Below are 25,281 nucleotides of genomic sequence, written 5' to 3' on the forward strand. Positions count from 1 at the left end.
AACACGCCCTCTATCGGCGCGCGTCGGTTTTCTCCCGCTTCGGCAAGGGGAACAACATACCGACGCGCCGCCTGTAATCCAGATAGGTCCGCCCAAACTCGCGGACCAGATCCCGTTCTTCAAAATACAGCCCGATCAGGATATAGAGCGTCATGCCGCCGGCGAAAACACAGTGCCCCACCGTGGCGATCGAGGTGGACCACATGCCCACCAGAATGCCGCTTTGAATGGGGTGACGCACGACGCGATAGAACTGGGTGACGCGAAATTCAGACGCCGGCGCCGATTGTCCCCGAAATTTACGCCAAGGCTGGCGCAGACCAAACAGTTCAAAGTGATCGAGCATGAAGGTGGCGAGGAACATCACGCCCCATCCAGCGAAGGCCAGAGTCAGAAAAAAGACTCTGGCCGACTCTCCGTCTATCGACCAGACCACCGTGGACAGCGGCGCCCAGAAATAGAAGATCACCGCAAAAACCAATGTCGTGGCCAGACAGTAGGTCGCACGCTCAATCGTGGGAGAAATACGCCGCGTCAGCCAGCGTTTGAAAGACTGGCGCGCCATCAGACTGTGTTGAACCCCAAACAATGCAATCAAGCCCAAGTCGAGGCAAAGCGCCGTCGTCATATCTAATGCAGGCCCATCGTTGATGGCCTTCGGAACCGGCAGCCCATTAATGAAGGCGATGAAATAAAACATCGCCCCCACGGCGGCCAGATAGCAAACAGCGGCGTAGGCCAGCTCAGCAAAGACGGTGATGCGGGAATGTTTCATATCAGGCCAACTCCCTGGCGCTCCAAAATTGTGTTTGTTATTAGACAACAACGCGTTGAGCATTGTGACAATGGAGCGGCGACTGAACCAGGGCGAGAATTACTGGCGGCGGACGCCGCCTTACTGCGTCAGCACTGGCGCATAATATCCCCGCTCCGCGGCCTCCTCTAAAAACCACGTCAACGCCTTGTTAGCCGTCCAGCCGCCGGGGCAATCGACGCGGTCGGCGATCATGAACAGACACAATAATTGTACGTCCACTTTTGACGCCATCTTGCGCCAGGCTTTGTCGCTGGGCGGCTGTCCTTTGGTTTTGGAAATATACCAAGGCAAATTAATGTCGTGGTACTTCACCAGATTAACAAAGCTTTCCTCAAACTCGCCGTATAACGATAAATTTTTAAGCGACTCCTCCGGATTGGCGGAGCCGTTGATCTTGCCGATGTCATGTACTTTAGCCAGCGCCTCCAGAGTTCGCTTCTCTTGCTCCGGACACCCATTCAGATCCGCCAGTTGCAGCGCCCGGGACGCCACCATTTCACAGTGGGTCAATGCATTCTCCGCCGTATGCCTTTCCGGGTTAAGCGTTACCTTTGCCAGCTGTGCGTAGTCCCGCTGAAACGCGGGAGTATTCAATGCGGTAAACATGTGATGACTCCTCTTATTCTTGCTCTTGCTATTTCAATCCAGTGACCGACAGATCGCGGTAAATGTTTCGTCCCAGTTCAACGTAGGCTCAACCCAATCGGGCGCCGATTGTGATTTAAGCTGCTCGCCGAACAAGTACAGGTGCGGCGCCAGCCCTTGCAGATGTCGCAAGACATCCAGCCGATCATCGACAAAATGGGTCAGACCCAACTCAACGCAATGCCCTGCTTTTTCGTGCCTTTTAAAGCAAAACCGCAAGTGATGAGCTGACATGCCGGTCCGCTCAAAGAACCGATGATGCGCCAGCCACAGCCGCGTTTTGTGCTGAGTGTTCTTACCCGCTTTGGACACCAGCCAAACCCGCCCTTCAAACACCTCGACCAGGCGAGTCAGTCTTTCAATCGCCCCTTCCGCCGGCGGCGTCTGCAGCGCCTGTTCAATGCCTCCCGATAAAAACGCCGTGTCGGACTTCCCATCTTTCACTGGAGAGATAATTACTCGGCCGATATCGACCCCTAATTTGTGTATATGTTCTATTCTCGTATTCATGTGGAAATCATATCGGCGCAGACTCTAGACAAGAACTATTGTTTATGTAGCGACTATATAAATAAGTTATAGTTGGCCATTTATTCCAAACCCTAACGCCAGCCACATTAACGAGCAGCGCCCTGAATAAAATGGAACTATGAAAAGCGACTGGATTGAGTCTTTTTTAGTGTTTAGTGAGTGCATGAACTTCACTCACGCAGCCGAACGCCTACACATCTCTCAGCCCGCATTGCACGTGAAAATAAAGAAGTTGTCCGAGCAGTTGCAGACGCCGCTCTATCGCAAGTCCGGTGGAAAACCACCGGCGCGCAAGATTTAAAAAGCTGCCTGTTAAAGCACAAGGGGGACTGGCGGGAGCGGCGTGGGGGCTAGAGCGTTACCTCGTGAACGATTGGTTTTCCTTCACGATAAAGCTGTAACTGCTTTTCCATATTTTCGAGGACATCTTTCGCATCGGAATTGTCTTCCTTAAGCTTTTCTATAGCCGATTTCTGCAAAGATACCGCCGATTCATAGCGTCCATCACTGGCATAGGCTGCGGCTAACGTATCAAGCACCGAACTATTTCGCATTTCACTTGGAATACCTTCCGCTATGGCGATCGCCCGCTTTCCATCGCGGATGGATGAATTACTCGACGTCGCCAGCAGCCACGCAAAATTATTTCGAATACGCTCATCCCCTCCTTCCAGAGCGCGTTCATACCACGAATAGGACTCTTGAAGATTTCTAACAACAAATTTTTTCGTGAGATATAAGTCCGCAACGTAACCTTGCGCTTCGGCGTCACCTTGCAGCGCGGCAGGTAAACAGCTTAAAAACGCCTTTTCATGCTGCGCATTCTGCACGCCTTGTTCACATTCCAGCAGCGCCTGAGATTTGACGCCGTTATCAGCAACTACACCGAAAACCAATGTTGTCACTGCAATAAAATTAACAGCCATATGCATCAGGATTGGCGCATAGAGACCTCCAATATAGCGATACAAGATCGCAGCGATAAACCCTAAAACAAAGTAATACGGGTAGAGGCTTTGGTTACTATGCATCGACATAAAAATCGCGGCCTGGATTATGTTGGCGAACCAAAAGCCGACATAACGCTGGGTAGCGTTGAGGATCACTCCCCGACATAGAATTTCTTCATATATTGGAACCATGACGCCGAACAGCAGCAGGCTGACGGCTAATCCATAGGCCTCATAAGTGGACTTGATATAGTCGTCGACATCTGCGATCACGATTAATTTCAGATCAGGAAGACACAGTATTGGCGTCATAAACAACAGCCCTACCGCTAACGCTAAGGGCGTCACAATTCCAAGTAAAACGTGGCGATAGCTATGGAATATTCCTCTGCGTAAAGTTCTCCCCGTCACACAAATGACGCTGACAAACATAACCAGAACGAAGATCACCATATAATTTGGACCATTGCCGCTGGGCGCCTGCATCACATTCTTTTGGCTGGTCGCTCCGGGATAGAAGTACTCATATAAAACGCTGGAAACCACTAATACCAGTCCCAGTAAAAGCCACGCCTGAGCCAAGCCCCACCCACTAAATATTGGCTCATTCGGTGAGTTTAGGAACTTGTTCCTGCGCATCCGCCATAGCCCTATGTAGTGCACTGGTAAAAATATGCACAACGGCGCTAGAGCCAGAGCCAAATAACGACAAAGGCTATATAAAAGTACTTGAGGGTTTTCGACGAATAGTTGTGCGGCCGCCCCAGGATACTTTGTCGCCAGGTCGAACCAATACAGCAAAAAGGGGTCTCTCGAGTAATGACCGACCGCAAAGGCGCGATAGGCTTTGACAGCATTCTCTTCATCGCCGGATTCAACCTCATAATCGAGCCAAATAGCGCTAAGTTCGGGACTCTTACTGTGGTAGGCGCTATCGAGCTTCTCTTGCATCAACTCACGTAACGCGGCACTTTCCTTGAGGTGCGCCAACAATCTGGCGTGCGATAAGGTGTGTAGATTTCCTCGCTTTTCTTCATCAAGAATAGAGAATATTTTCGCGGCTTCTTCGAGCAAGCCGGCTTTAACGAAAATTTTAATCGCCAATGTTCTTTCTTCTTCAGAAAAGCTCATCGGTATGATTTTTTCCGCAAAAAGCTTTGCATGCTCTACTTCATTGTTCTTTGCATAATAATCAACGATCACCTCCGCCAGCCGCACACTGGGCTTTTTTTGAAAGGCGGACACAGCATAAACAACTGATTGAGCCTTATATTCCTTGTCATAACGAAGGGAGTACGCTAGTTGCTCATACAGCTTGGCGATATCCGTAGCATCCCAATCTTCAAGCGCAATTCTGTTTAGCTCCACAGCCTTATCCAATAGAGATTCGCCATACTCGCTTTCCAATAGATACAACTGAGTGACGGGCTCCGAAGAGTATCGGGACGATAGTTCATCCAGGCACTTGGAGTAATCTTCCTCCGCGGGCTCAATGTAGAGGTCTTCAAGGTAGGTCGCGTTTTCTATGAACTGGCAAAGCGCAATCAAGTCCTCTGCGCGCTTAAACGTAGAAGTATCAAGACTGGATAAAGGCGCCACCTCTTTCTGATAAAGACGCGTTACTTCCTTTTCAAAATCTGCAAAGTCGGGAGTCGCGCCAAAGGCGGAGCCGGCGTAGAAGAACACGCCCAGCAGCAGGGAGAGAACAACTTTCATGGGATAGACTGCGTTGGTTCAAGGAACCGGCAATCTACCCCAGCGCAGTGAGGGAAACCAGCTTGTTTGTGTTACTCGTCCCTGATGACGAAAGCCTGGATTCCGTTTTGATAGAGAATATGCGCGGCGACGTCGTTGCGACGTCCGCCTTCCTGCGACAGATAATAGGTGGCGGACTTGTCCAGGCCGGCTATTTTGTCGCGAAGGTCCGCCAGAGGCACATGCAGGCACTTGGGCAAAGGGGAATGCTCAAACTCCGCGGTGGAGCGGATATCCAGCAGAGTGGACTTGGAATCTTCCGCCGCCCGTTTGCGAAATTCAGCCAGAGACACATAATTCACCAGCGGGTCATGCAGCAGGCTTTGGAAAGACTTCTTATCCAGGCGCGCCAGTACGCCATCCTCACTCATGATGATTGTGGCGGAACGCACGGTATCAGACACCAGGGCTTCCTCTCCGAAATACGAGCCTTTGCTGACGCGTATGGGTTTGCTTTCATCGCCACCGATCAGCACCCGCGCGCCGCCTTCGATCAGCAGGTAGAAATAATCGCCCTCGTCCCCCTCTTTGATAATGACCTGACCTTTATTGACTTCTATCCTTTCGAAGCGGGCGAACACTTTCTCCACATTGGCGGGAGGCAGATTAAAGAACAGAGGGAATTCCAGCAGGCTGGCCATCCAGTCAAAGTAGGCTTCGTCAAAATCCGCTCCGGCCTCTTCAACGACTTCCGCCACGTCTTCCTCTTGTTCCACTTGCAGCGGCTGCTGCTGGACTTTCTCCGCCTTCGCGGCCTTTTCCTCTTGATCCTGCTTGGCTTCCGCTTCCGTCCATGCCAAGGCGCGATCCAGGAATACGCCGTCCACCGCCAGCATGTGGCCCGGCTCCTGCGCGGTCACCGTCACGCCCTCAGGCATCTTGCCATTCAAGGGAAACAGACAATCCGGATCAGCGCTGTCGATGGTGGTGGAGGAAATAATATTCTTCTTTATTTTCAACGCGCCCTTGAGCAGATAGTAAGTATCGGTACGCTTGGCGGATTTATCGAAAACGACCTCTCCACCGCCAAAGGTCATGACTTTGCTGCGCTTGATCACTTGGTTCAGGTATTTCTTGGATAACTGACTTAATGGGGAGTACCTGGACATCAACTGATCGGTGATGTTCATACTGGCGTGTAGCGACATGGGGACTACTCAACTTATAGGTGAATCAGTGTTGTCTACAGAATTAAAAATAGCATCAAACTCAGGCAACCGTTAACCTGCGTTTCTCGCGCCCCGCTCTACTATGGAGATCAACTCTGACATGGTTTCGTTCACCCTGACGCCAGCAGTCATCTGGGTCTTCAGCCTCTATGCCCTGTCACTGGCCAGTTTGATGGCGACGCGCTCCAGCCGGCTTCCCGCTTATGCCTGGACGCTTCCCGCCGCTGCGTCACTGGGGGTCGCGTTTTATTTCGGTCTCGCAACCTGGATCGCATTACTGCCCTTGGCGACGTTATGGGCCGCCGGGCTGGCTATGCTGAAGCTGTCCCGCTGGAGAAAGGCGCTGGCCTGGTTGGCGACGGCAGTGCTGTCCTTGGCGTTAGCGCTGCATCTGACGCCAGGATTCACGCATCAGACGGTGATACCCACTCTTCATCTCGGCGCCGCCACTTTGCCGTTCGCGCTGAGCGCCAAACTGGATAAAGCCCTGGCGGGACTGCTGCTGGTCGCCCTTTTTCTTCCCTATCTCCCCACACTACGACAAACCGGCGCTGACCTGCGTCGCCATTGGCCTCTGCTCGCTGCTTCCCTGGGAGTTATTTTCGGGACTGGCGCGCTACTGGGGGTCGATCTGGACCCCAAGACCGGAAGTTATATCCTGGTCTTCGCATTCTTTAATCTTTTGGTGACCTGCATCGCCGAAGAGACTTTTTTCAGGCTGTTAGTGCAACGCAGTTTTGTTTCCTGCTTTGCCAATTTGAACAAAGTGGGACTGTGGGGCGTGTGGGTGGCGGGAACGCTGTTTGGGCTGGCCCATTTCCATACGGGCCCGGGCGCAGCGCTTCGTATGGCGCTGATTACCCTGGCGGGCTACTGCTACGCCTGGGTTTACTACAAAACGCAAAATTTCTGGCTGTCGGTGCTGCTGCACTTCCTGGTGAATATCATTCATATCAGCCTGTTCGTATACCCTGCGGACTTTTAGGAGCGACCTCATGTCTCCACGCCTGCTTTCTGTGTTATCGCCCATGTTGCTGGGGCTCGCAGCCTGCGCCGCCGACCCTGCGCTTACCCGCCCCCAAAAGAATCCGACTTTTTCCGACCTGCGCCTACAGCCGAAGATCACCGACCTCAATGGCTTGCGGTGCGGCCCCGTTAATCCCGAGGATTTACAGCACATACTGCAAACCGGCGAGTTCGTCACTCATCGCCAAATACACGACGAGTACTCTATCTCCGGCTGCTCCATAACGGGCGCCATCAAACTCGATGGCGTTTCCACTCCCTTCAGCTTCGACTACAGCGGCATATTCTATTTTGCGGACGGACGCATACTGGCCTGCGCAGAAGCCTGCTGCGACGCGGGTTTCGAGCACTGCGGCTGGTATGATCCGGCGACCCTGGATTAGAGATAAGCATTTGGATTTGAAGCAAAAAAACAACAAATTTCCGCGCCATAATTCGCCATTTTTCTGCCATAATGCGCCCCCTTTCATTTTGAAATGCAGGTTATACTCATTATTAACATGGCAATGATATTGGCCCGTTAATAATCGGGCGCACGGATGCGCCTGCGCGGCGGCTAGCCGCGGGAGACAGGCCCGGACATAGGCAGGACCTGTCGTTGCGGACAAATAGTAAGGAAGCTGTTTGTCCGCCTGGTTAATAGTTCATAGGGTCATTTAACGCCTGCAGCAAATATTCCCGCGCTTCATCCGTAGTACGCTTTCACATCGTCTACGCCTCATACGACTGAAGGGCTGGGAGGCTCGGCACACACCTAACATTGTCGCTCACGCGTCTTCCGGGGGTTTTACAAGGACATGACAAGCGCAAGATCCGGTTTCCTATTTCTACTCGCTATTAGCGCCAGCGGCCTCACCTGGGCCGGGCGCCCCAGCTTCGACTGCGCCAAAGCGTCGCAGCAGGTGGAGCACATCATCTGCGACTCGGAGGCCCTGGCCGCCCAAGACGCCAAACTCGCCAAGCTGTATGGCAATGTCATGAAAAGCCTGGACGGAAGCGCCAAAGACAAACTGAAGTCCGAACAAAGGGAGTGGTTAAGAAACCGCAACCGGGATTGCGACCTGAACGGCGACGCCGGCGAGTCCTGCCTGCTTGGCCGCTATCGTCAGCGCAATGCGGAATTGTCAGCGATGCTGGCCTTTGACTCCTCCAGCCAGCCTGCTGACGGCGAACTTCGCATCATGCGCATTACTCCCAGCGGCGCGGATGTCCCCGCCGCCCAGCAAGTGGTGTTTCAGTTCGACCGTCCCGTGGTTCCCATCGGTCGCATGGAACGGGACAGCAAAGATATTCCTGTCACCATCACCCCTGCGCTCAAGTGCGAATGGCGTTGGCTCAATACCAGCGCGCTGGCCTGCCAACTGCGCAATGAAGACAAAATGCAGCAGGCGACCTATTACGAAATCACCATGCGCCCCGGCATCAAAACCGTTACCGGCGCGCAGCTGAAACAGCCTGTGGAGCACAGCTTCACCACCGCTCGTCCCAAAGTCACCTACGAGCGGTTCGTCAACTGGCTGTCGCCTGGCGCGCCGATGATTCAGATAACGTTCAACCAGCCGGTCACCAAGTCGTCCGTGGAAAAAACCTTAACCATGAGCGCAGAAAGCACCGGCCTGCCGCCAGTTAACGTCATCGCCTATCCAGACAACCTTCCCCGCCAACAACCCTGGTGGATGGCGATCGCCAACGACGAAGAGCAGCCCAAGGTCAACGACCAACTGACTCAGTTAGATGGCGACGAAGCCCGCTCCGTCTGGGTCATCGAGCCGAAAAAAGAATTGCCGCTGGATCAGAACATCACTTTGCAGATCAAGCCTGGCCTGATTTCCAGCGAAGGTTCTGAGCCGGGTGCGGAAAACCGGATACTGGAACGGTTCGACACCTATCCAGACTTCCGTTTCGTCGGCATTCGCTGCACCCCCACTGGCGCGAACGAAGCAATGGACATAGAACTGGATCTATTGCTCACCATGCGCGAAGGCTATGAGGAGTTTATCCAGTGCGCCCCACTGCGCTCAGTGGCGCTGCTGTTCACCTCGCCAGTGACCAATTCCATGGTGCGGGACCAAGTGACTTTCGAGCCGCCTCTGAACGGGGGCCGTAAAGATTATGATCCTTGGGAAAATACCCAGGACTGGACTCACCTGACCTCTCCCCATCGTAACGGACGTTTTTACCAGGTCTGGTTGCCGGAACTACTAAAGGCGGATCAAAAGTACGCCATTAATTTGAATATCAACGACCTGACCGACGAGTTCGGCCGCAAACTGAACAACAAAGTCAGCTTCAACTTTTTCACCGGTCACCGGGAGCCCAGACTGGAAGTGGCCCATGACGTGGCGGTATTGGAAAAAGGCGTGGAAAGCGACGTGCCTTTGTACGTCACCAACCTGAACAAAATCGATATCGCCTACAACTCCCTGGGCGCTAACCAATCCGGGCGCAATCAGAGAAAAGTAATTCCCGTCGCCCCGGCGGAAGACATTTCCTACGCCACTCCCATGGGCGTCAGGGATCTTCTGGGCGACGCCAGCGGCGTGCTGTTCGGCTCGCTCACACCCAGCCCGACGCCACCGGACTGGTACTACGATCCCAAGATCTTTGCGGAAGTCACGCCTTATCAGGTGCACTTCAAACTCGGTCACTTCAACTCCATGGCCTGGGTGACCTCGTTCAGCAGCGGCGAGCCCGTGGCTAACGCCAACGTCTCTCTGTGGTTCGGCTCGTACGAAAACCTGCCCGGCCTGCGCAACCTGAACATCACCGCCAAAACCGACGCCAACGGTATGGCGTCAATGCCTGGTTTGGAGGAGATTGACCCGCAACTGGAGAGCATCTACGGCGGCAGAAGCGCAGACCGGGAAGGCTTCTTCGTGAAAGTGGAGCAAGCCGGCGATATCGCCATCGTGCCTCTGAACAGCAACTTTTCCGTTTGGGATCGGGATCTGTATCCCAGCCTGCAGCGCAAGGGCGGTCACGCCCACGCCTGGGGAACCACGGCCCAGGGCGTTTACAAACTGGGCGACAAAGTGCAGTTCAAAATCTATGTGCGCGAGCAAAGCAACAAGCACTGGGTAGAGCCCTACGAGTCAAACTACTCTCTGAAAGTATTCGACCCGCAGAACAAGGTCGTCTATGAACGCAACAACATCGGCCTGAACAAGTTTGGCGCCTTCGACGGTGAGTTCACCTTGCCGGAACAGGGCGCGGTCGGCTGGCACCAGTTCCAGCTCACCCTGAACGCGCCTTCCGGCAGTGAAGTGCAGGAAACGTCCTGGACGCCAGTGACCGTATTGGTCAGCGACTTTACGCCTTCGCCATTCAAAGTGAAGACCGAACTGAACGGGAATCTGTTCCGCGCCAACGATTCGGTGCAAGTCACCTCTCTGGCCACGCTGCACTCTGGCGGCCCCTATACGGAAGCGGAAGTACGCCTGACCGCCAAGCTGACCCCAAAAGAGTTTTCCAGCAGCAATCCGGTCGCCAAAGGCTTTACATTTGGCGGCGACAATAACGCCGGCGGCGAGAGCAACTTGCTCGATATTCGTCGTCAATTGGACGACGCCGGTCAGTACGTGGAATCCTTTACCCTGCCGGACAGCGGCGTATTCTACGGCCGCCTGATGGTGGAAGCGGCGGTGAAGGATGAGCGCGGCAAGTTTGTGGCGTCCTCCACCACCGCGGATTACGCCGGCAGAACCCGCTATGTCGGTCTGCGCAATACTCAGTGGTTGTATAAAAAAGACGAGCCTGCGCGTCTGGAGACCTTAGTGGTGGATCAAAGCGGCGCACCAGTCGCCGGCGCGCCTGTGCGCATCGCCATTAATCACCGCGAGTACAAGGCGTCACGGGTGAAAGGTCCCGGTAACGCCTATCTGACGCAGAACATCATGGAGTGGGTGGAAGAAACCCAATGCGAGCTGAAGAGCGATACAACCGCCGCCACCTGCGAATTCAAGCCGCAGAAGCCGGGTTATTATCAGTTCGTCGCCACCGTCAATGACACTGAAAACCGGGAACACAGCACTACTTTATACGGCTGGGTGACCGGCAGCGGCTCCGTCGTGTGGGATCAGAGCAACGACGCTACCTTGCAGATCGTTCCCGAGCAGACCAAGTTCAAAATCGGCGATACCGCCCGTTACCTGATCAAAAACCCCTTCCCCGGCGCCAAAGCGCTCATATCAATAGAGCGTTACGGCATTCTCGATAGCTGGGTGCAAACTCTGGATTCCAGCACGCCGGTCATCGAAGTGCCGGTGAAAGCGGACTATCTGCCTGGTTTCTACCTGTCCGTCGTCGTGGTGTCGCCACGGGTGGAGAAACCGCTGGGCCCGGGCCATGTGGATCTGGGCAAACCCAGCTATCGCATGGGCTACGTCGCCGCCAAAGTAGTAGACCCGTTGAAAGAGCTGGATATCAGCGTCGCTACCGACAAAGAGGTATATAAGCCTCGCGAGCAGGTGAAGGCGAAAATCCGCATCAACCGCAAGAAAACCGATCCCGTCGAGGGCTACGAAATTGCGGTGGCGGTTATCGACGAATCCGTTCTGGCGCTCAACCGCAGCGGCGACAACTATTACGATCCCTACGCCGGATTTAACCGTCTTGATCAGCCTGATGTGTACAACTACAACCTGATCAGCCGACTGGTGGGCCGTCAAAAGTTCGAGAAAAAAGGCGCCAACCCTGGCGGCGGTGGCGCGGCTTCCGCGCAACTACGTAACGAATTCAAGTTCGTGAGTTACTGGAATCCGGCCATCGAGCCCGATGACAACGGCGAAGCGGAAATCGAGTTCAAAGTGCCCGATAACCTCACCGGCTGGCGCATCTTCGCCTTTGCGGTGACGAAGGAGGATCGTATGGGACTGGGCGACGTCACCTTCAAAGTGAATCGTCCGACGGAGATCCGCCCGGTCATGCCTAATCAGGTCATCGAAGGCGACCGCTTCAAAGCCGGCTTCAACGTGATGAACCGGACCGACAAAGAACGCACCATCAAGATGGATGTTCGCGTCAAAGGTCCTCTGGCGGAAGGCGCTGAACACGCATTCACCCGCGAGCTGAAAATCGGCCCGTATAAACGGGAAAATATCTGGCTGCCGATCGACACCAAAGGCGGTGGTGAGCTGATTTTCACCGCTAAAGGTGGCGATCAGCTGGATACAGACGCGCTGGAGCACAAAACCATCGTGAACAAGCGGCGGTCACTGGAAACGGCGGCGACCTATGGGACCACCACGGCGGCCAGCGTCAGTGAAAACGTCCAGGTTCCGGAAGGCATATTTGAAGACGTGGGCTATATCGGCGCCGTCTTGTCGCCTTCCGTCATCGGCAATCTGGACGGCGCATTCGCCTATATCAGAGACTACCCCTATATGTGCTGGGAACAGCGCCTGACCAAGGCCGCGATGGCGCGTTCCTATCTGGAGCTGAAAGAATATCTGGCCGAGGACACGCAATGGCCGGAGGCGCAGAAAGATATCGACAGCGCGATGAACGCCGCCGCCAACTTCCAGGCCCCGAATGGCGGCATGGCTTACTGGGTGGCGTCCAACGCTTACGTCAGTCCTTATCTGTCCGCCTACACCGCCATGGCGTTCAACTGGATGCGCGCCAGCGGTCATGAGGTTCCCGTCGGCGTGGAGCAACGACTGCATGAATATCTGTTGACCTTGCTGCGTCAGGACAGCTTCCCCACCTTCTACAGCAAAGGCATGTCCTCATCTGTGCGGGCAGTGGCCCTGGCGGCGTTGGCGGAAGCCGGCAAAATAGACCAGAGCGACGTCAGTCGCTACGAGCGCCACACGCCGGAAATGGACCTATTCGGCAAAGCCCACTTCCTGCAGGCGGCGGTGCGCACTGAGCATGTTCCGCAAAGTGTCGTAAGCAAATCCATGGATGATATTTTGAGTCACGCCAGCCAGAGCGGCGGCAAGTTCCAGTTCAATGAGCCCTGGGACGACAGCTACAGCTATATTCTGGCGACGCCGCTGCGCTCCAATTGCGCAGTCCTGAGCAGCCTGCTGGGAGCGCAAACGGAAGCGGGCATGGGATCAACCATCGGCGACATCCCCTTCAAACTGGTCAGAAGCATCACGCAGAGTCGCGGCTCCAGAGATCACTGGGAAAACACGCAGGAGAACGTGTTCTGTCTGAACGCGCTGGTCAATTACGCGTCGATTTATGAGAAGGAAGACCCCGCCATGAAAGTCTCCGTCAACTTTGACGGCAAGGACCTGGGATCTGCATCCTTTAACAAGAAATCAGACCCCATGAAGACTGTCAGTCGTCCTCTGACCGCTGCCGATCCGGGCAAAGCCGCCACCCTCACGATTGAAAAAGAAGGGGAAGGCAGGCTGTACTACTCCGCCCGTATCGCTTACGACCTGAAGGAAGACAACGCCGCGCGCATCAACTCCGGCATTGAAATTCGTCGGGAATATTCCGTCGAGCGCAACGGCAAGTTTGAGCTGCTGAAGAGCCCCATGCAGATCCGCCGGGGCGAGTTGGTGAAAGTGGATCTGTTCGTATCCATTCCTACCGCCCGCCATTTTGTGGTGGTGAACGACCCTATTCCCGGAGGTCTGGAGCCGGTGAACGCCGATCTGGCCACCGCGTCACAGGTGGATGCGGATAAAGGCGAGTTCAAGGCCGCGGATGGCTCCTGGTTTTACACTTTCTCGGACTGGTCCTACTACGGACGTTATTTCTGGAGCTTCTATCATAAAGAGCTGCGCCATGACTCAGCCCGCTTCTACGCAGACTATCTGCCGGCGGGCAACTACTTCCTCTCCTACACGGCCCAAGCCATCGCGGAAGGCGAATTCAGCGTCATGCCCGTGCACGCCGAGGAGATGTACGACCCCGACGTCTACGGCAAAGGGTTGCCAGCCACGTTGAATGTGGGGGAGTAGTTGGCGCTTATGTTGAAAAAACTGATGCGCGCCAGGAAAAAGCTGGCGGCCGGCGTCGCAGTGACAGTCACCCTGTCCTGCGCCGCCCTGGCCGGGGCCACTTACTTCGCCATCACGCCGTTGCCGGACGATCTCTCCGCAGTGATCGCCAGCGCCAGTAAGAACACCTATCTGGACCGGCGCGGCAAGCGCTTGAACATCACCTACGAGAACGAGTGGAATATCTACGACGTCAACGATTTCCATAATATTCCCGAATTCCTGCGGCGGGCGTTTGTCCTGTCGGAGGACAAGCGTTTCTTCTCCCATGGCGGCGTGGACTGGCTGGCGCGACTCAACGCTGCGCGCCAGAACGTCATGTCCGGCGGCGTGGTGCGCGGCGCCAGCACCATCAGCGAACAGGTCGTGCGGATGCTGCATCCGCGGCCGCGCACGCCCTGGTCGCGCTGGATCGAAGGGTTTGAAGCCGCCAATCTGGAGGCGCAATTCTCCAAGGTCGAAATCCTTGAGTTCTATCTGAACCAGGTCCCCTATTCCGCTCGCCGCCGTGGCGTCATACAGGCGGCGCAGTATTACTTCGGCCGCGATCTCTCAACGCTGAATTACAAGGAAATGCTGGCGCTGGCGGTATTAGTGCGGTCGCCGCGCTGGCTGGACCCGCAACGTCAGCTCCGCAACCTGAACCGGGCCATCGACAACCTGTTGGACCGGCTTGAGCTTGATGACGATGAACGCGCCGCCATTGCAGCGCAAACTTTGGAATTGCAGAAGTCGGACATCCACTATGATTTGTCTCACTTCATTCGCTTCGCAGAGAACCGGCTGAACGCGCAAAACCTGGAAAACGGCGCCGTCTACACCACCATCGATACGGAACTGCAGACCAAGATCCAGCAAACCCTGGACAACCGTTTGGATAATCTTGCTTCTTACCGTGTTCAGAACGGCGCCGTCCTGGTGATTGATCATGAGAGCAACGAGATATTGTCCTGGGTGGTGGGCTACGCCGGTCGCGACGACAAGCCCTTCAATCGCATCGATGCGATTACTACGCCTCGCCAACCCGGCTCAACCCTAAAGCCTCTGCTGTACGCCAACGCCATCCGTAAAGGCTGGACCGCCGCCACCATGCTGGACGATTCGCCGTTGCAGGAGAGCGTCGGGCTGGGCATGCACACCTATCACAACTACAGCCGAGGTTATTACGGCCGCATTTCACTGCGGGAAGCCCTGGGCAACTCTCTCAATATCCCCGCCGTCCTGGCCATCCAGTACGTAGGACCGGGCGAGTTTCTGAACTTCCTGCACGATCTCGGCGTAGACAGCCTGTCCGGACACCCCAACGTCTATGGCGATGGCCTGGCCCTGGGCAACGGCGAGATGACGCTTTTCGAATTGGTGCAGGCGTATTCCGTTCTGGCTCGCATGGGCGACTTCAGGCCTCTGTCCTTCGCAGAGGGCGGCCGGGGTTACCAGGGGCATCGCGTGCTGTCCGAGGATATCTCCAGCCTGGTGGCCGATATCATGTCCGACCCGGCGGCGAGAGAGAAAGAGTTTGGCTGGGATTCCGTGTTGAACTTCCCTCATCAAACCGCCGTCAAAACCGGCACCTCCAGCGATTATCGGGACGCCTGGTCGGTGGGCTTCAACGACAAGTACACCGTAGGCGTATGGATGGGCAACCTGGACTACTCGGAGATGAACAAAGTCACCGGCTCCATGGGGCCAGCGTATGTACTGCGTTCAGTATTTAATGAGTTGAATAAAAACCGGGAAGTGAAGCCGCTTTATCTCAGCAACAATCTGCAAAAGCTATCTGTCTGCATCAGCACCGGGGAGTTGGCCGACAACGGCTGTGAGTCCCGGGACGAGTGGTTTCTACCTGGAACCACACCGGGAGACATCAATAAAGATACCAGTGAAGTGAGGATTCGCAAACCCAGCAAGGGCTTGCTGATGGCGATGGACCCTCGAATTCCGGATGAATCCGAATATTTCGAATTCGCCCTGACCGAAGCCGACAACATCGCAAGCGTGAAGTGGTTTATCAATGGCCAGCTGATCGCCACCACTGACAAGCCCACCTACAACTGGAAGCTGTCCAAGGGCGATTTTTCCACCAGAGCGGAAATCGCCTTTACGGACGGAGCCCAACCTGTCATCACGGAAGAAATTCAATATCGGGTAAATTAAGCGGCGAAATCACGCCGCTTCTTTCAACCCACGTGGTGAAACTGAACTTCTCTGAACTTAATATCTGTAGCGACGCCAGAGGCGGACACATAGGTGTGATACTGAGCCGTCAACTGCTTGAAGAAGTCGAGACGCTTGCCTGTCGTGCAACGATACTCGCCTGAGTTGGGATCGAAGAACTTCATGCCGTCAGCATCCACGTAGAGCCCGCAAACGTGGTTGGTGGAAATACCCTTGCCGCTCAAAACCATCATGACAATGTGATGACCAGGGTTATTGCTCAGATGCTGAAGCGCCGAGCCGAAGGTATCGTAGTTCTTTTCGATAACGACCCCACCATGGCGCATTCCCAAGGAAGTCGGCGCTACAGCAGCAATACGGTCGGCGTAGGAGTGATGCTTGGTGTTATTGAAGTAACTAGCGAAGTAATCCGTATTTTTCCAGGCGATATCCGTGTTCAGATAGGCAATACGATTAGCGGGAGTTTCACCGCGCTGCCGTTGATGGCGCTGTATCCAAGCGAACGATAAGCCAGTGCAACCGCCAATTTGAATATTCTTCATCTGCTGCAAAAGCGGGCGCGTCATAATTTGACGACGCTGTTTGAATTTAGCAACACGAAACTCTTTAAGTGCGGAAATGGTCTTCCAGGAAGTAAAGGACATTAGGACTCTCTCATCAGATAAACAAAAAGCCGGAACGTCCATTTCCGATGAAAGTTAAAACTAACGGGCGATCTACCCGACGAAACAGGTAAGCGCCGACCTGATCAAAGCGCCGTCAGCTTTATGTGTAAAGTTTTGTAAAATGGCGGAGAAACTGCGGCTAAATGCAGTCAATTGAGTGGAAATTCAAGGTATTACAGTGCTTTTCCCTGTTGAAGCGGATTGTCTCCACGTCTTCTCCGTTAGCAGGGTTGGGCTTTATGGTTTGAATGATCAGTTCATTGTGTAGAACCTCATTCCCTGATGTTCTGAGCACTTCGATGATCCGGTTTTCACCAGCATTCCAGAACGTTTCCTTTATCTCCAGGAGTTCTGTTTCGTCTTTGTCCACCAATTGCAAAAGCGTATGTTCAACCTCTTCGCCGGGAAAATCTAAATATTCCGCTGCGTGCATATTGTGGGGAACAGAGTCTATTTCAGGCGCCTCTCCCTCCTCTAAATCAAAGTACTCATATGGAGAGAAACGCTTGCTGCGCCATTGATCTTCCGACCTCAACTTATACTTCAGCAGAATATCCATTTTACCCGCCACTCCAAAGAAAAAGGCCGTCAGCAAATGCTACGGCCTTTGATCGACAAGCCCATTCGTGGGCTTACTTACAGGATTACTCCACAGTGACGCTCTTCGCCAGATTTCGCGGCTGGTCTACGTCGGTGCCTTTAAGTACAGCGACGTGGTAGGACAGCAACTGCAGTGGCACGGTGTAGACGATAGGCGCCAGGATGTCGTGTACAGCTGGGATCGGGATGACATGTACGCCAGGCTCTTCTTCCAGCGCCACGTCCGCATCCGCGAATACGTAAAGCTCACCGCCACGGGCGCGAACTTCCTGCAGGTTGGATTTCAATTTCTCCAGCAACTCGTTGTTCGGTGCGACGGTGATAACCGGCATATCCTTGTCCACAAGCGCCAGAGGGCCGTGCTTCAACTCACCCGCAGGGTAGGCTTCGGCGTGGATGTAAGAGATCTCCTTCAGCTTCAGAGCCCCTTCCATCGCAACGGGGTACATTGAACCGCGCCCCAGGAACAACGAGTGGTGTTTCTCTGCGAAAGCTTCTGAAGTTTTGTTGATGACGTCATCCAGATCCAGCACTTTCTGAATCAGATCTGGCAGGGCTTTAAGTCCTTCCACCAATTCCGCTTCTTTCTCTTTGGTCAGACCATGACGTCTTCCCAGCGCGATCGTAAGAATCAACAGAGCGACCAACTGCGTGGTGAACGCCTTCGTTGAAGCGACGCCAATTTCAGGGCCAGCCTGGGTCATTACGGTCAGATCGGATTCGCGCACCAGGGAGCTGCCAGGCACGTTACAAATCGCCAGCGCAGATTTGAAGCCAGCCTTTTTAGCCTGACGCAACGCAGCCAGCGTGTCAGCAGTTTCACCAGACTGGGAGATGGTGACAAACAGCATGTCCGACTGCACGACATGTTTGCGGTAGCGATACTCACTGGCGACTTCCACTTGGCAGGGAATGCCGACAAGCTCTTCGATCCAGTATCTGGCGACAAGGCCTGAGTGATAGCTGGTGCCGCATGCAACGATCTGTACAGAGCCTACGCCGTCGAAGACATTAGCAGCGTCTGCGCCCAATACCTGCTCAAGAATGTGGTCTCCGCTGATGCGGCCTTCCAGAGTCGCCTTAATGACCTTAGGCTGCTCGTAGATTTCCTTCATCATGTAGTGGCGGTATTCGCCTTTTTYCACACTGTCGAGTCCACCGTGTTCAAAGCGAACAACCGGGCGCTCTACTTTGGCGCCGGAGCCGTCCCAAACGGTGATCTTTTCCAGAGTCACTTCGGTGATATCGCCTTCTTCGAGATAGATAAAGCGGTCTGTCACCTGCAACAACGCCAAGGCGTCGGAAGCCAGGAAGTTCTCGCCGATACCCACGCCAACCACCAAAGGACTGCCTTCGCGAGCAGCCAGGATACGGTTAGGCTCTGAAGAGTGCACTACCGCCAACGCATAAGCGCCGTGCAGCTGCGCAATGGTCTTCCTGAACGCCTGCATCATATCGCCAGTTTCCTGATACATGCTGTCGATCAAGTGGGCGACGACTTCCGTATCCGTCTCGGAGGTGAACTCGTAGCCTTTGTCACGGAGATCCTGACGCAGAGCTTCATAGTTCTCAATAATGCCGTTATGCACGATAGCGAGATTTTCGCCTGACATGTGTGGGTGAGCGTTGGTGACGCTAGGCTTACCGTGGGTCGCCCAACGGGTATGAGCAATACCCGTGCGCCCAGGCAGAGGATATTTGGTGATAGCTTCTTCCAGCGCGGCGACTTTGCCCACTTCACGCTGACGCTGAATTTTATTCGCCGCTTCAACAACGGCCATGCCTGCGGAATCATATCCGCGGTATTCAAGACGTTTCAGGCCTTCTAGCAGGATGGCGGAGACATCCCGCTGGGCTATCGCCCCAACTATGCCACACATATGTTTTCCTTGTTTCGGATTGGATTAACTCAATAAACGAATCTTAGTACGTTTTATGCTTTTTTAGAAAACGAGGCAGCAAAGCCTCGCTTAACGTTATTTGTGCTCGGGCTACTTCTTCACCGGCCGCGTCCAGCCATCTATGTTGCGTTGCTGCGCGCGCGCAACGGCGAGCTGCTTGTCGGATACGTCCTTGGTCACGGTAGAACCAGCTCCAATCGTCGCCCCTTTACCCAAAGTCACTGGAGCCACCAGAGCCGTATTGGAGCCAACGAAAACATCGTCCTCTATAAGCGTCTTAAACTTATTGGCGCCGTCATAGTTACAGGTGATGGTCCCTGCGCCAATATTGACGTTAGAGCCTACTATGGCGTCACCGACATAGCTGAGGTGATTCACCTTGCTGCCAGGACCGATATCGGCTTTCTTGATCTCTACAAAGTTTCCGACTTTGGCTTTCTCAAACAAATGAGCGCCTGGACGCAGTCGCGCAAACGGCCCCACTGTGGCGAAAGCGTCAACACGAGCGTCTTCTATGATACTGCTGGCTTCGATCGTTACGTCATTAGCGATGACCGCATTTCGTATCACGCAATTTGGTCCGATTTTAACTCTGTCTCCCAGAGTGACGTCGCCTTCGAAGACGGCATTCACGTCAATTTCCACGTCACGGCCGACATTAAGCACGCCGCGAACATCAACACGGGCGGGATCGCGCAGGGTCGCGCCGGCCAGCATCAACTCTTCGGCAACCTGTTGTTGATATGCTCGCTCCAGTGCGGCCAACTGAATCCTGTTATTAACGCCTTCTACTTCATGAAGGAAGCTTGGCTGCGCAGTGACAATGTCTATGCCGCTTTCAACAGCCAGGGCGACGATATCCGTCAGATAATATTCGCCTTGAGCGTTACTATTGGAAAGCTTGGGTAACCATTCTTTCAATCGACTGGCCGGCACAGCCATGATGCCAGTGTTAATTTCATTGATGGCTTTCTGTTCTTCCGTCGCATCTTTCTGCTCAACGATGGCGACCACTGACCCGGCGTCATTGCGGACAATACGGCCATAACCAGCGGGGTTGTCCAATGTCACAGTCAAAACGCCCAATTTACCGTGGCTAACGGCGAGAAAGTTCTTCAGTGTAGCGGCGGAAGTGAGCGGCACATCGCCATATAAAATTAATGCCTGGCCATCATCAGATAAATTCTGCAGCCCCTGAGCTACCGCATGTCCCGTGCCTAACTGTTCCGCCTGGTGCGCCCACAACAGACCAGGGCCAGTTACCCCTGCCTGAACAACGTCGCCTTTGTGACCATATACGACAGTAATGTTTTCCGGCTCCAAACGACGTGCAGTGTCGATGACGTGCTGAACCAGGGGTTTGCCGGCGACGCAATGCATCACTTTCGGCAACTCGGATTTCATTCGCGTACCTTGGCCGGCTGCGAGAATGATGATGTGCAGACTCATATCGGTCTCCGAAGAATGGATAAAGTAGTTAAACCGGTAACAGCTTGGCTGTTAATTGAAGTTGTATTAATCGACACTTTAAGGGATTAGGAAAAAAATTTCCTGCCGTCCAGATAGACTAGTAAAGTCGCGCGCGGGCGCCAAGTTTTGGCCCTTACCTAGGCATTCAAATACAAAAAAGGGGAAGACTGTGCTTCCCCTTGTTCGATCTTGCAATCTTTGCTGTTAGCGCTTCAACTTATTACGCATTTGCTGAATGGTGCGGAGCCTTGCAGCGGCTTCGGCCAACTGCGATGCAGCTCTGGAGTACTCGAAGTCTCCGCCGCGATTGGCCAGGGCCTTCTCGGCTTCTTTCTTCGCTTCCAGAGCAGCGGCTTCGTCCATATCGCCCGCACGTTGCGCGCTATCCGATAGGATGGTCACCATGTTCGGCTGTACTTCGAGGAATCCGCCAGTAACGAAAAATACTTCCTCTTCACCGCCTTGCTTGATGATCCTAACCGGACCGGGGTTTAGCGCAGTTAGCAGGGGGGTGTGACCCGGCGTGATGCCTAGGTCGCCTTCGCTGCCGGCGGCGATAACCATCTCCACCAAGCCAGAGAAGATCTCCTGTTCCGCACTAACGATATCGCAATGCACACTTATACCCATTTGGTTAGGCCTCTATCCTATTCGGATATTATTTAGTCTTCTTGGCTTTCTCAACCGCCTCTTCGATACCGCCTACCATGTAGAACGCCTGTTCTGGAAGGTGGTCGAATTCGCCATCAAGAATACCTTTAAAGCCGCGGATAGTGTCTTTCAGAGACACGTATTTGCCCGGAGAACCAGTAAATACTTCCGCAACGTGGAAAGGCTGGGACAAGAAACGCTCAATTTTACGCGCACGGGATACGATCTGCTTATCTTCTTCAGACAGCTCGTCCATACCCAGAATCGCAATAATGTCTTTCAGCTCTTTGTAACGCTGCAGTACGGTCTGTACGCCACGCGCCACGTCGTAATGCTCCTGACCGATAACCAGCGGGTCCAGCTGACGGCTGGTGGAGTCCAGCGGGTCGATCGCAGGGTAGATACCTTTTGCGGCGATATCCCGGCTCAATACAACAGTCGCATCCAAGTGGGAGAACGTGGTTGCTGGAGAGGGGTCAGTCAAGTCATCCGCAGGTACGTATACGGCCTGAACGGAAGTGATGGAGCCAACTTTAGTGGAAGTGATACGCTCCTGCAGAACGCCCATTTCCTCAGCCAGAGTCGGCTGATAACCTACCGCGGAAGGCATACGACCCAGCAGAGCCGATACTTCTGTTCCCGCCAGGGTATAACGATAGATATTGTCAACGAACAACAGAACGTCACGACCTTCGTCACGGAACTTCTCCGCCATGGTCAGACCAGTCAAAGCAACACGCAGACGGTTTCCTGGGGGCTCATTCATCTGCCCGTAAACCATCGCTACTTTGTCCAGTACGTTGGACTCTTCCATCTCGTAGTAGAAGTCGTTACCTTCACGAGTCCGCTCACCAACACCCGCGAATACAGAAAGACCAGAGTGCTCTTTCGCGATGTTGTTGATCAGCTCCATCATGTTTACAGTCTTACCTACGCCCGCGCCACCGAACAGGCCGACTTTACCGCCCTTAGCGAAAGGACATACCAAGTCGATAACCTTGATGCCGGTTTCCAGCAGGTCGCGAGAAGAAGACTGATCTGCGTAACCAGGAGCGTTACGGTGAATCGGCATACGCTCTTCTTCGCCGATTGGACCTTTTTCGTCGATCGGGTTACCCAGTACGTCCATAATACGGCCCAAAGTCTGGGTTCCGACTGGTACTGAGATAGGAGCGTTGGTGTTTTCCACTTGAAGACCGCGGCGTAGACCTTCGGTGCTTCCCATGGCGATTGTGCGCACGATACCGTCGCCCAGCTGCTGCTGAACTTCCAGTGTTGTGGCTCCGCCTTCAACTTTTAAAGCATCATAGACTTTGGGCACTGTATCGCGCGGAAATTCGACGTCGATAACCGCCCCGATAATCTGCACTATTTGTCCGCTACTCATTGTCAGTTCCTCACTGAATCTTAAATCTGTTCTGCCTGACTCCGCCGCCTTTCAGGCGGCGCGTCCAAATACCAAGAAACCTATACCGCCGCTGCGCCGCTCACGATCTCAGAGATCTCTTGAGTGATCGCCGCCTGACGAGCTTTGTTGTAAGCCAACTCCAGCTCGTTGATAATTCCGCCGGCGTTGTCGGTCGCGCTCTTCATTGCGATCATCCGCGCGGCCTGCTCACAGGCGTTATTTTCCACGACAGCTTGATATACCTGGGACTCAATAAAGCGGGTCAGTAACCCATCCAACAAGCCTTTAGCGTCAGGCTCGTAAATGTAGTCCCAGTGGCGACGTATCATTTCATCATCTTCCGCAGGGGGAAGAGGCAACAGCTGCGCCACGGTAGGCTTCTGCGTCATGGTGTTTACGAAGCGGTTATGGACCAGGTACAAACGGTCGATCTTGCCTTCCGCATAAGCGTCCAGCATGACCTTTACGGAGCCCACGATCTTGGTAAGGGATGGTTCATCCCCCAAGTGGCTCAATGCAGCGACGACGTTACCGCCATAGTTACGGAAAAAGCTGATCGCTTTTTGCCCTACAGCGCACAAATCGACTTCCGCGCCTTTATCGCGCCATTCTTTCATGGAGCGCATCATTTCGCGGAAAGCGTTAACGTTCAAACCGCCACAGAGTCCGCGGTCAGTAGAGACCACGATATAGCCAACTCTTTTAGCTTCGCGTTCTTGCAGATACAGATGTCGATATTCTGGATTCGCAGTAGCGATATGGCTTATGACGCTGCGTATGCGATCAGCATAAGGCCGACCCGCCGCCATTCGCTGTTGAGCTTTACGCATTTTACTGGCGGCGACGAGCTGCATCGCGCTAGTAATTTTCTGCGTGCTCTTAATACTTGCGATTTGGGTTTTAATCTCTTTTCCGACGGCCATATTTACCTGCCTTTCGTTAATCCTGAACCTGTTGAACAACCAGTCGCCGCAGAAGCGGCGACGGTTAGGAGTTCATTACCAGGTTTGAGTGGATTTGAACTTCTCGATACAAGATTTCAGGCCGGCGGCGATTTCGTCGTTGTAATCGCCTGCTTCGTTGATCTTCGCCAGAAGATCGCCGAATTCGCTCTTGGCGTAAGAAAGCAGAGCCGCTTCGAAGGGAACTACTTTCTTGGCGTCGACATCGTCCAGGAAACCTTCGTTTGCAGCGAACAGAACCAAGCCCATTTCAGCAACGGTCATCGGCGCGAACTGCTTTTGCTTCATCAGTTCGGTAACACGCTGACCGTGCTCCAGCTGCTTACGAGTCGCTTCGTCAAGGTCGGAAGCGAACTGTGCGAACGCAGCCAGTTCACGATACTGAGCCAGGGCCAGACGGATACCGCCACCCAGCTTTTTCATGATCTTGGTCTGTGCGGCGCCACCTACCCGGGATACAGAGATACCGGCGTTCATCGCAGGACGGATACCCGCGTTGAACAGGCTTGTCTCAAGGAAGATCTGGCCGTCAGTAATAGAAATTACGTTAGTAGGAACGAACGCAGATACGTCACCGGCTTGGGTTTCGATGATAGGCAGAGCGGTCAAAGAACCGGTTTTGCCTTTCACTTCGCCGTTGGTGTACTTCTCAACGTATTCCTCGTTAACACGGGACGCACGCTCCAACAAACGGGAGTGCAGGTAGAATACGTCACCGGGGTAAGCTTCACGTCCGGGCGGACGACGCAGCAACAGGGAGATCTGACGATACGCCCAGGCTTGCTTGGTCAAGTCGTCATAAATGATCAGTGCGTCTTCGCCGCGATCGCGGAAGTATTCGCCCATGGTGCAACCGGAGTATGGAGCCAGGAACTGCATGGAAGCAGGATCCGCAGCGCCGGCGGCTACAACGATGGTGTGATCCATCGCGCCGTGCTCTTCCAGCTTGCGCACTACGTTAGCGATAGAAGATTGCTTCTGACCAATCGCTACATAGATACACTTAATGCCAGTGCCTTTCTGGTTAATGATCGCATCGATCGCCAGAGCAGTCTTACCAGTCTGACGGTCGCCGATAACCAACTCACGCTGACCGCGACCGATAGGCACCATGGTGTCTACGGACTTATAACCGGTCTGCATCGGCTGACCAACGGATTTACGGGCGATAACGCCCGGCGCCACTTTTTCAACAGGCTCAGTCAGAGTCGTTTCCAGAGCGCCTTTACCGTCAATCGGATTACCCAGTCCGTCAACGACGCGACCAAGCAGTTGCTCGCCTACGGGTACTTCCAAGATACGGCCGGTTACTCTTACCTTTTGACCTTCCGCTAAATCTTTGTAGTCGCCCAGTACAACGGCGCCGACGGAATCACGCTCTAAGTTAAGAGCCAGACCGTATACGCCGCCTTCAAATTCAATCATCTCACCGTACATTACGTCGGCAAGACCATGGATCAGTACGATACCATCAGAAACGCTTACGATAGTGCCTTCTGTTTTTGCTTCAGAAGAAATATCCAGCTTCTCAATGCGCTTCTTGATGATTTCACTGATCTCAGATGGATTCAGTTGCTGCATGCCTTTATCCTCAAAA

General features: G+C 54.0%; 18 protein-coding genes and 2 pseudogenes. 6 read left to right on the forward strand and 14 right to left on the reverse strand.

Annotated elements, in window-relative coordinates; all coding sequences use genetic code 11:
* Positions 1-10: 10 nt before the first annotated feature.
* From mddA to KP814_RS10295, 3 genes are all read right to left on the reverse strand, one after another.
* Entirely contained in the window at positions 11-775 is a 765-nt protein-coding gene (gene mddA, locus KP814_RS10285) for a methanethiol S-methyltransferase (RefSeq protein WP_216736695.1), read from the reverse strand.
* Between the two features lie 120 nt (positions 776-895).
* Complete coding sequence (locus KP814_RS10290) at positions 896-1,423, reverse strand: HD domain-containing protein (RefSeq protein WP_216736696.1); 528 nt, start codon at positions 1,421-1,423, stop codon at positions 896-898.
* A gap of 33 nt (positions 1,424-1,456) precedes the next feature.
* On the reverse strand, positions 1,457-1,972 hold the full coding sequence (locus KP814_RS10295; protein ID WP_216736697.1) for a hypothetical protein: 516 nt from the start codon (positions 1,970-1,972) through the stop codon (positions 1,457-1,459).
* Between the two features lie 139 nt (positions 1,973-2,111).
* Between KP814_RS10295 and KP814_RS10300 the strand changes: the two genes are divergently transcribed.
* Positions 2,112-2,294: a LysR family transcriptional regulator gene (locus KP814_RS10300; protein ID WP_216736698.1), complete on the forward strand. Its 183-nt coding sequence runs from the start codon at positions 2,112-2,114 to the stop codon at positions 2,292-2,294.
* 49 nt (positions 2,295-2,343) lie between these two features.
* On the opposite strand, the gene KP814_RS10305 is transcribed toward KP814_RS10300, so the two are convergent.
* Together KP814_RS10305 and KP814_RS10310 are read right to left on the reverse strand one after the other, a co-directional pair.
* Complete coding sequence (locus KP814_RS10305; RefSeq protein ID WP_216736699.1) at positions 2,344-4,659, reverse strand: type II CAAX prenyl endopeptidase Rce1 family protein; 2,316 nt, start codon at positions 4,657-4,659, stop codon at positions 2,344-2,346.
* Between the two features lie 71 nt (positions 4,660-4,730).
* Complete coding sequence (locus KP814_RS10310; RefSeq protein ID WP_216736700.1) at positions 4,731-5,846, reverse strand: cyclic nucleotide-binding domain-containing protein; 1,116 nt, start codon at positions 5,844-5,846, stop codon at positions 4,731-4,733.
* Between the two features lie 121 nt (positions 5,847-5,967).
* Here KP814_RS10310 and KP814_RS10315 point away from each other — a divergent pair, with 121 nt between their 5' ends.
* The 3 genes and pseudogenes from KP814_RS10315 to KP814_RS10325 form a co-directional block, all read left to right on the forward strand.
* The gene (locus tag KP814_RS10315; RefSeq protein ID WP_216736701.1) at positions 5,968-6,852 is read left to right on the forward strand and encodes a CPBP family intramembrane glutamic endopeptidase; all 885 of its coding nucleotides are present in this window, start codon (positions 5,968-5,970) and stop codon (positions 6,850-6,852) included.
* Between the two features lie 10 nt (positions 6,853-6,862).
* The gene (locus KP814_RS10320; protein WP_216736702.1) at positions 6,863-7,276 is read left to right on the forward strand and encodes a hypothetical protein; all 414 of its coding nucleotides are present in this window, start codon (positions 6,863-6,865) and stop codon (positions 7,274-7,276) included.
* 414 nt (positions 7,277-7,690) lie between these two features.
* Positions 7,691-11,890: pseudogene (locus KP814_RS10325) on the forward strand (MG2 domain-containing protein); the annotation flags it as partial.
* Between the two features lie 800 nt (positions 11,891-12,690).
* On the opposite strand, the gene KP814_RS33375 reads toward KP814_RS10325, so the two are convergent.
* Complete coding sequence (locus KP814_RS33375; protein ID WP_371824050.1) at positions 12,691-12,795, reverse strand: WhiB family transcriptional regulator; 105 nt, start codon at positions 12,793-12,795, stop codon at positions 12,691-12,693.
* 535 nt (positions 12,796-13,330) lie between these two features.
* Here KP814_RS33375 and KP814_RS33380 point away from each other — a divergent pair.
* Positions 13,331-13,813: pseudogene (locus KP814_RS33380) on the forward strand (hypothetical protein); the annotation flags it as partial.
* Positions 13,814-13,822: 9 nt separating this feature from the next.
* Positions 13,823-16,006 carry a transglycosylase domain-containing protein gene (locus KP814_RS10330; protein WP_216736704.1) on the forward strand — a complete coding sequence of 728 codons (2,184 nt, stop codon included), beginning with the start codon at positions 13,823-13,825 and terminating at the stop codon, positions 16,004-16,006.
* Positions 16,007-16,029: 23 nt separating this feature from the next.
* Here the strand turns inward: KP814_RS10330 and KP814_RS10335 are convergent, their stop codons facing one another.
* The 8 genes from KP814_RS10335 to atpA all read right to left on the reverse strand — a co-directional run bounded on the left by KP814_RS10335 (position 16,030) and on the right by atpA (position 25,265).
* Positions 16,030-16,671: a YopT-type cysteine protease domain-containing protein gene (locus tag KP814_RS10335; RefSeq protein WP_216736705.1), complete on the reverse strand. Its 642-nt coding sequence runs from the start codon at positions 16,669-16,671 to the stop codon at positions 16,030-16,032.
* A 160-nt stretch (positions 16,672-16,831) separates the two neighbouring features.
* Positions 16,832-17,251 carry a hypothetical protein gene (locus KP814_RS10340; protein WP_216736706.1) on the reverse strand — a complete coding sequence of 140 codons (420 nt, stop codon included), beginning with the start codon at positions 17,249-17,251 and terminating at the stop codon, positions 16,832-16,834.
* Positions 17,252-17,336: 85 nt separating this feature from the next.
* The gene (gene glmS / locus KP814_RS10345) at positions 17,337-19,172 is read right to left on the reverse strand and encodes a glutamine--fructose-6-phosphate transaminase (isomerizing) (protein ID WP_216736707.1); all 1,836 of its coding nucleotides are present in this window, start codon (positions 19,170-19,172) and stop codon (positions 17,337-17,339) included.
* A 111-nt stretch (positions 19,173-19,283) separates the two neighbouring features.
* On the reverse strand, positions 19,284-20,642 hold the full coding sequence (gene glmU, locus KP814_RS10350) for a bifunctional UDP-N-acetylglucosamine diphosphorylase/glucosamine-1-phosphate N-acetyltransferase GlmU (protein WP_216736708.1): 1,359 nt from the start codon (positions 20,640-20,642) through the stop codon (positions 19,284-19,286).
* A 225-nt stretch (positions 20,643-20,867) separates the two neighbouring features.
* Positions 20,868-21,293, reverse strand: coding sequence for a F0F1 ATP synthase subunit epsilon (locus KP814_RS10355; protein ID WP_011400732.1), 426 nt, complete (start codon positions 21,291-21,293; stop codon positions 20,868-20,870).
* A 28-nt stretch (positions 21,294-21,321) separates the two neighbouring features.
* Positions 21,322-22,701: a F0F1 ATP synthase subunit beta gene (gene atpD / locus KP814_RS10360; RefSeq protein WP_127974366.1), complete on the reverse strand. Its 1,380-nt coding sequence runs from the start codon at positions 22,699-22,701 to the stop codon at positions 21,322-21,324.
* An 80-nt stretch (positions 22,702-22,781) separates the two neighbouring features.
* The gene (gene atpG / locus KP814_RS10365) at positions 22,782-23,645 is read right to left on the reverse strand and encodes a F0F1 ATP synthase subunit gamma (protein ID WP_127974367.1); all 864 of its coding nucleotides are present in this window, start codon (positions 23,643-23,645) and stop codon (positions 22,782-22,784) included.
* A gap of 75 nt (positions 23,646-23,720) precedes the next feature.
* Positions 23,721-25,265 (reverse strand): F0F1 ATP synthase subunit alpha, encoded by a 1,545-nt coding sequence (gene atpA / locus KP814_RS10370; RefSeq protein ID WP_011400735.1) that lies wholly within the window; start codon positions 25,263-25,265, stop codon positions 23,721-23,723.
* Positions 25,266-25,281 lie beyond the last annotated feature (16 nt).

Origin of the sequence: Hahella sp. HN01, from assembly GCF_018986435.1 — a bacterium.
GTDB lineage: Bacteria > Pseudomonadota > Gammaproteobacteria > Pseudomonadales > Oleiphilaceae > Hahella.

What these genes read in the sequence shown, in the direction of transcription:
- KP814_RS10320 (WP_216736702.1), top strand. Translation starts at nt 6,863, where the DNA reads ATGTCTCCACGCCTGCTTTCTGTGTTATCGCCCATGTTGCTGGGGCTC.
- atpG (WP_127974367.1), bottom strand. Translation starts at nt 23,645, where the DNA reads ATGGCCGTCGGAAAAGAGATTAAAACCCAAATCGCAAGTATTAAGAGC.
- atpD (WP_127974366.1), bottom strand. Translation starts at nt 22,701, where the DNA reads ATGAGTAGCGGACAAATAGTGCAGATTATCGGGGCGGTTATCGACGTC.
- atpA (WP_011400735.1), bottom strand. Translation starts at nt 25,265, where the DNA reads ATGCAGCAACTGAATCCATCTGAGATCAGTGAAATCATCAAGAAGCGC.
- KP814_RS10300 (WP_216736698.1), top strand. Translation starts at nt 2,112, where the DNA reads ATGAAAAGCGACTGGATTGAGTCTTTTTTAGTGTTTAGTGAGTGCATG.
- KP814_RS10310 (WP_216736700.1), bottom strand. Translation starts at nt 5,846, where the DNA reads ATGTCGCTACACGCCAGTATGAACATCACCGATCAGTTGATGTCCAGG.
- KP814_RS10355 (WP_011400732.1), bottom strand. Translation starts at nt 21,293, where the DNA reads ATGGGTATAAGTGTGCATTGCGATATCGTTAGTGCGGAACAGGAGATC.
- glmU (WP_216736708.1), bottom strand. Translation starts at nt 20,642, where the DNA reads ATGAGTCTGCACATCATCATTCTCGCAGCCGGCCAAGGTACGCGAATG.
- KP814_RS10335 (WP_216736705.1), bottom strand. Translation starts at nt 16,671, where the DNA reads ATGTCCTTTACTTCCTGGAAGACCATTTCCGCACTTAAAGAGTTTCGT.
- mddA (WP_216736695.1), bottom strand. Translation starts at nt 775, where the DNA reads ATGAAACATTCCCGCATCACCGTCTTTGCTGAGCTGGCCTACGCCGCT.
- KP814_RS10330 (WP_216736704.1), top strand. Translation starts at nt 13,823, where the DNA reads ATGTTGAAAAAACTGATGCGCGCCAGGAAAAAGCTGGCGGCCGGCGTC.
- KP814_RS10340 (WP_216736706.1), bottom strand. Translation starts at nt 17,251, where the DNA reads ATGGATATTCTGCTGAAGTATAAGTTGAGGTCGGAAGATCAATGGCGC.
- KP814_RS10295 (WP_216736697.1), bottom strand. Translation starts at nt 1,972, where the DNA reads ATGAATACGAGAATAGAACATATACACAAATTAGGGGTCGATATCGGC.
- KP814_RS10305 (WP_216736699.1), bottom strand. Translation starts at nt 4,659, where the DNA reads ATGAAAGTTGTTCTCTCCCTGCTGCTGGGCGTGTTCTTCTACGCCGGC.
- KP814_RS10315 (WP_216736701.1), top strand. Translation starts at nt 5,968, where the DNA reads ATGGTTTCGTTCACCCTGACGCCAGCAGTCATCTGGGTCTTCAGCCTC.
- KP814_RS33375 (WP_371824050.1), bottom strand. Translation starts at nt 12,795, where the DNA reads ATGGATTTGCTTACGACACTTTGCGGAACATGCTCAGTGCGCACCGCC.
- KP814_RS10290 (WP_216736696.1), bottom strand. Translation starts at nt 1,423, where the DNA reads ATGTTTACCGCATTGAATACTCCCGCGTTTCAGCGGGACTACGCACAG.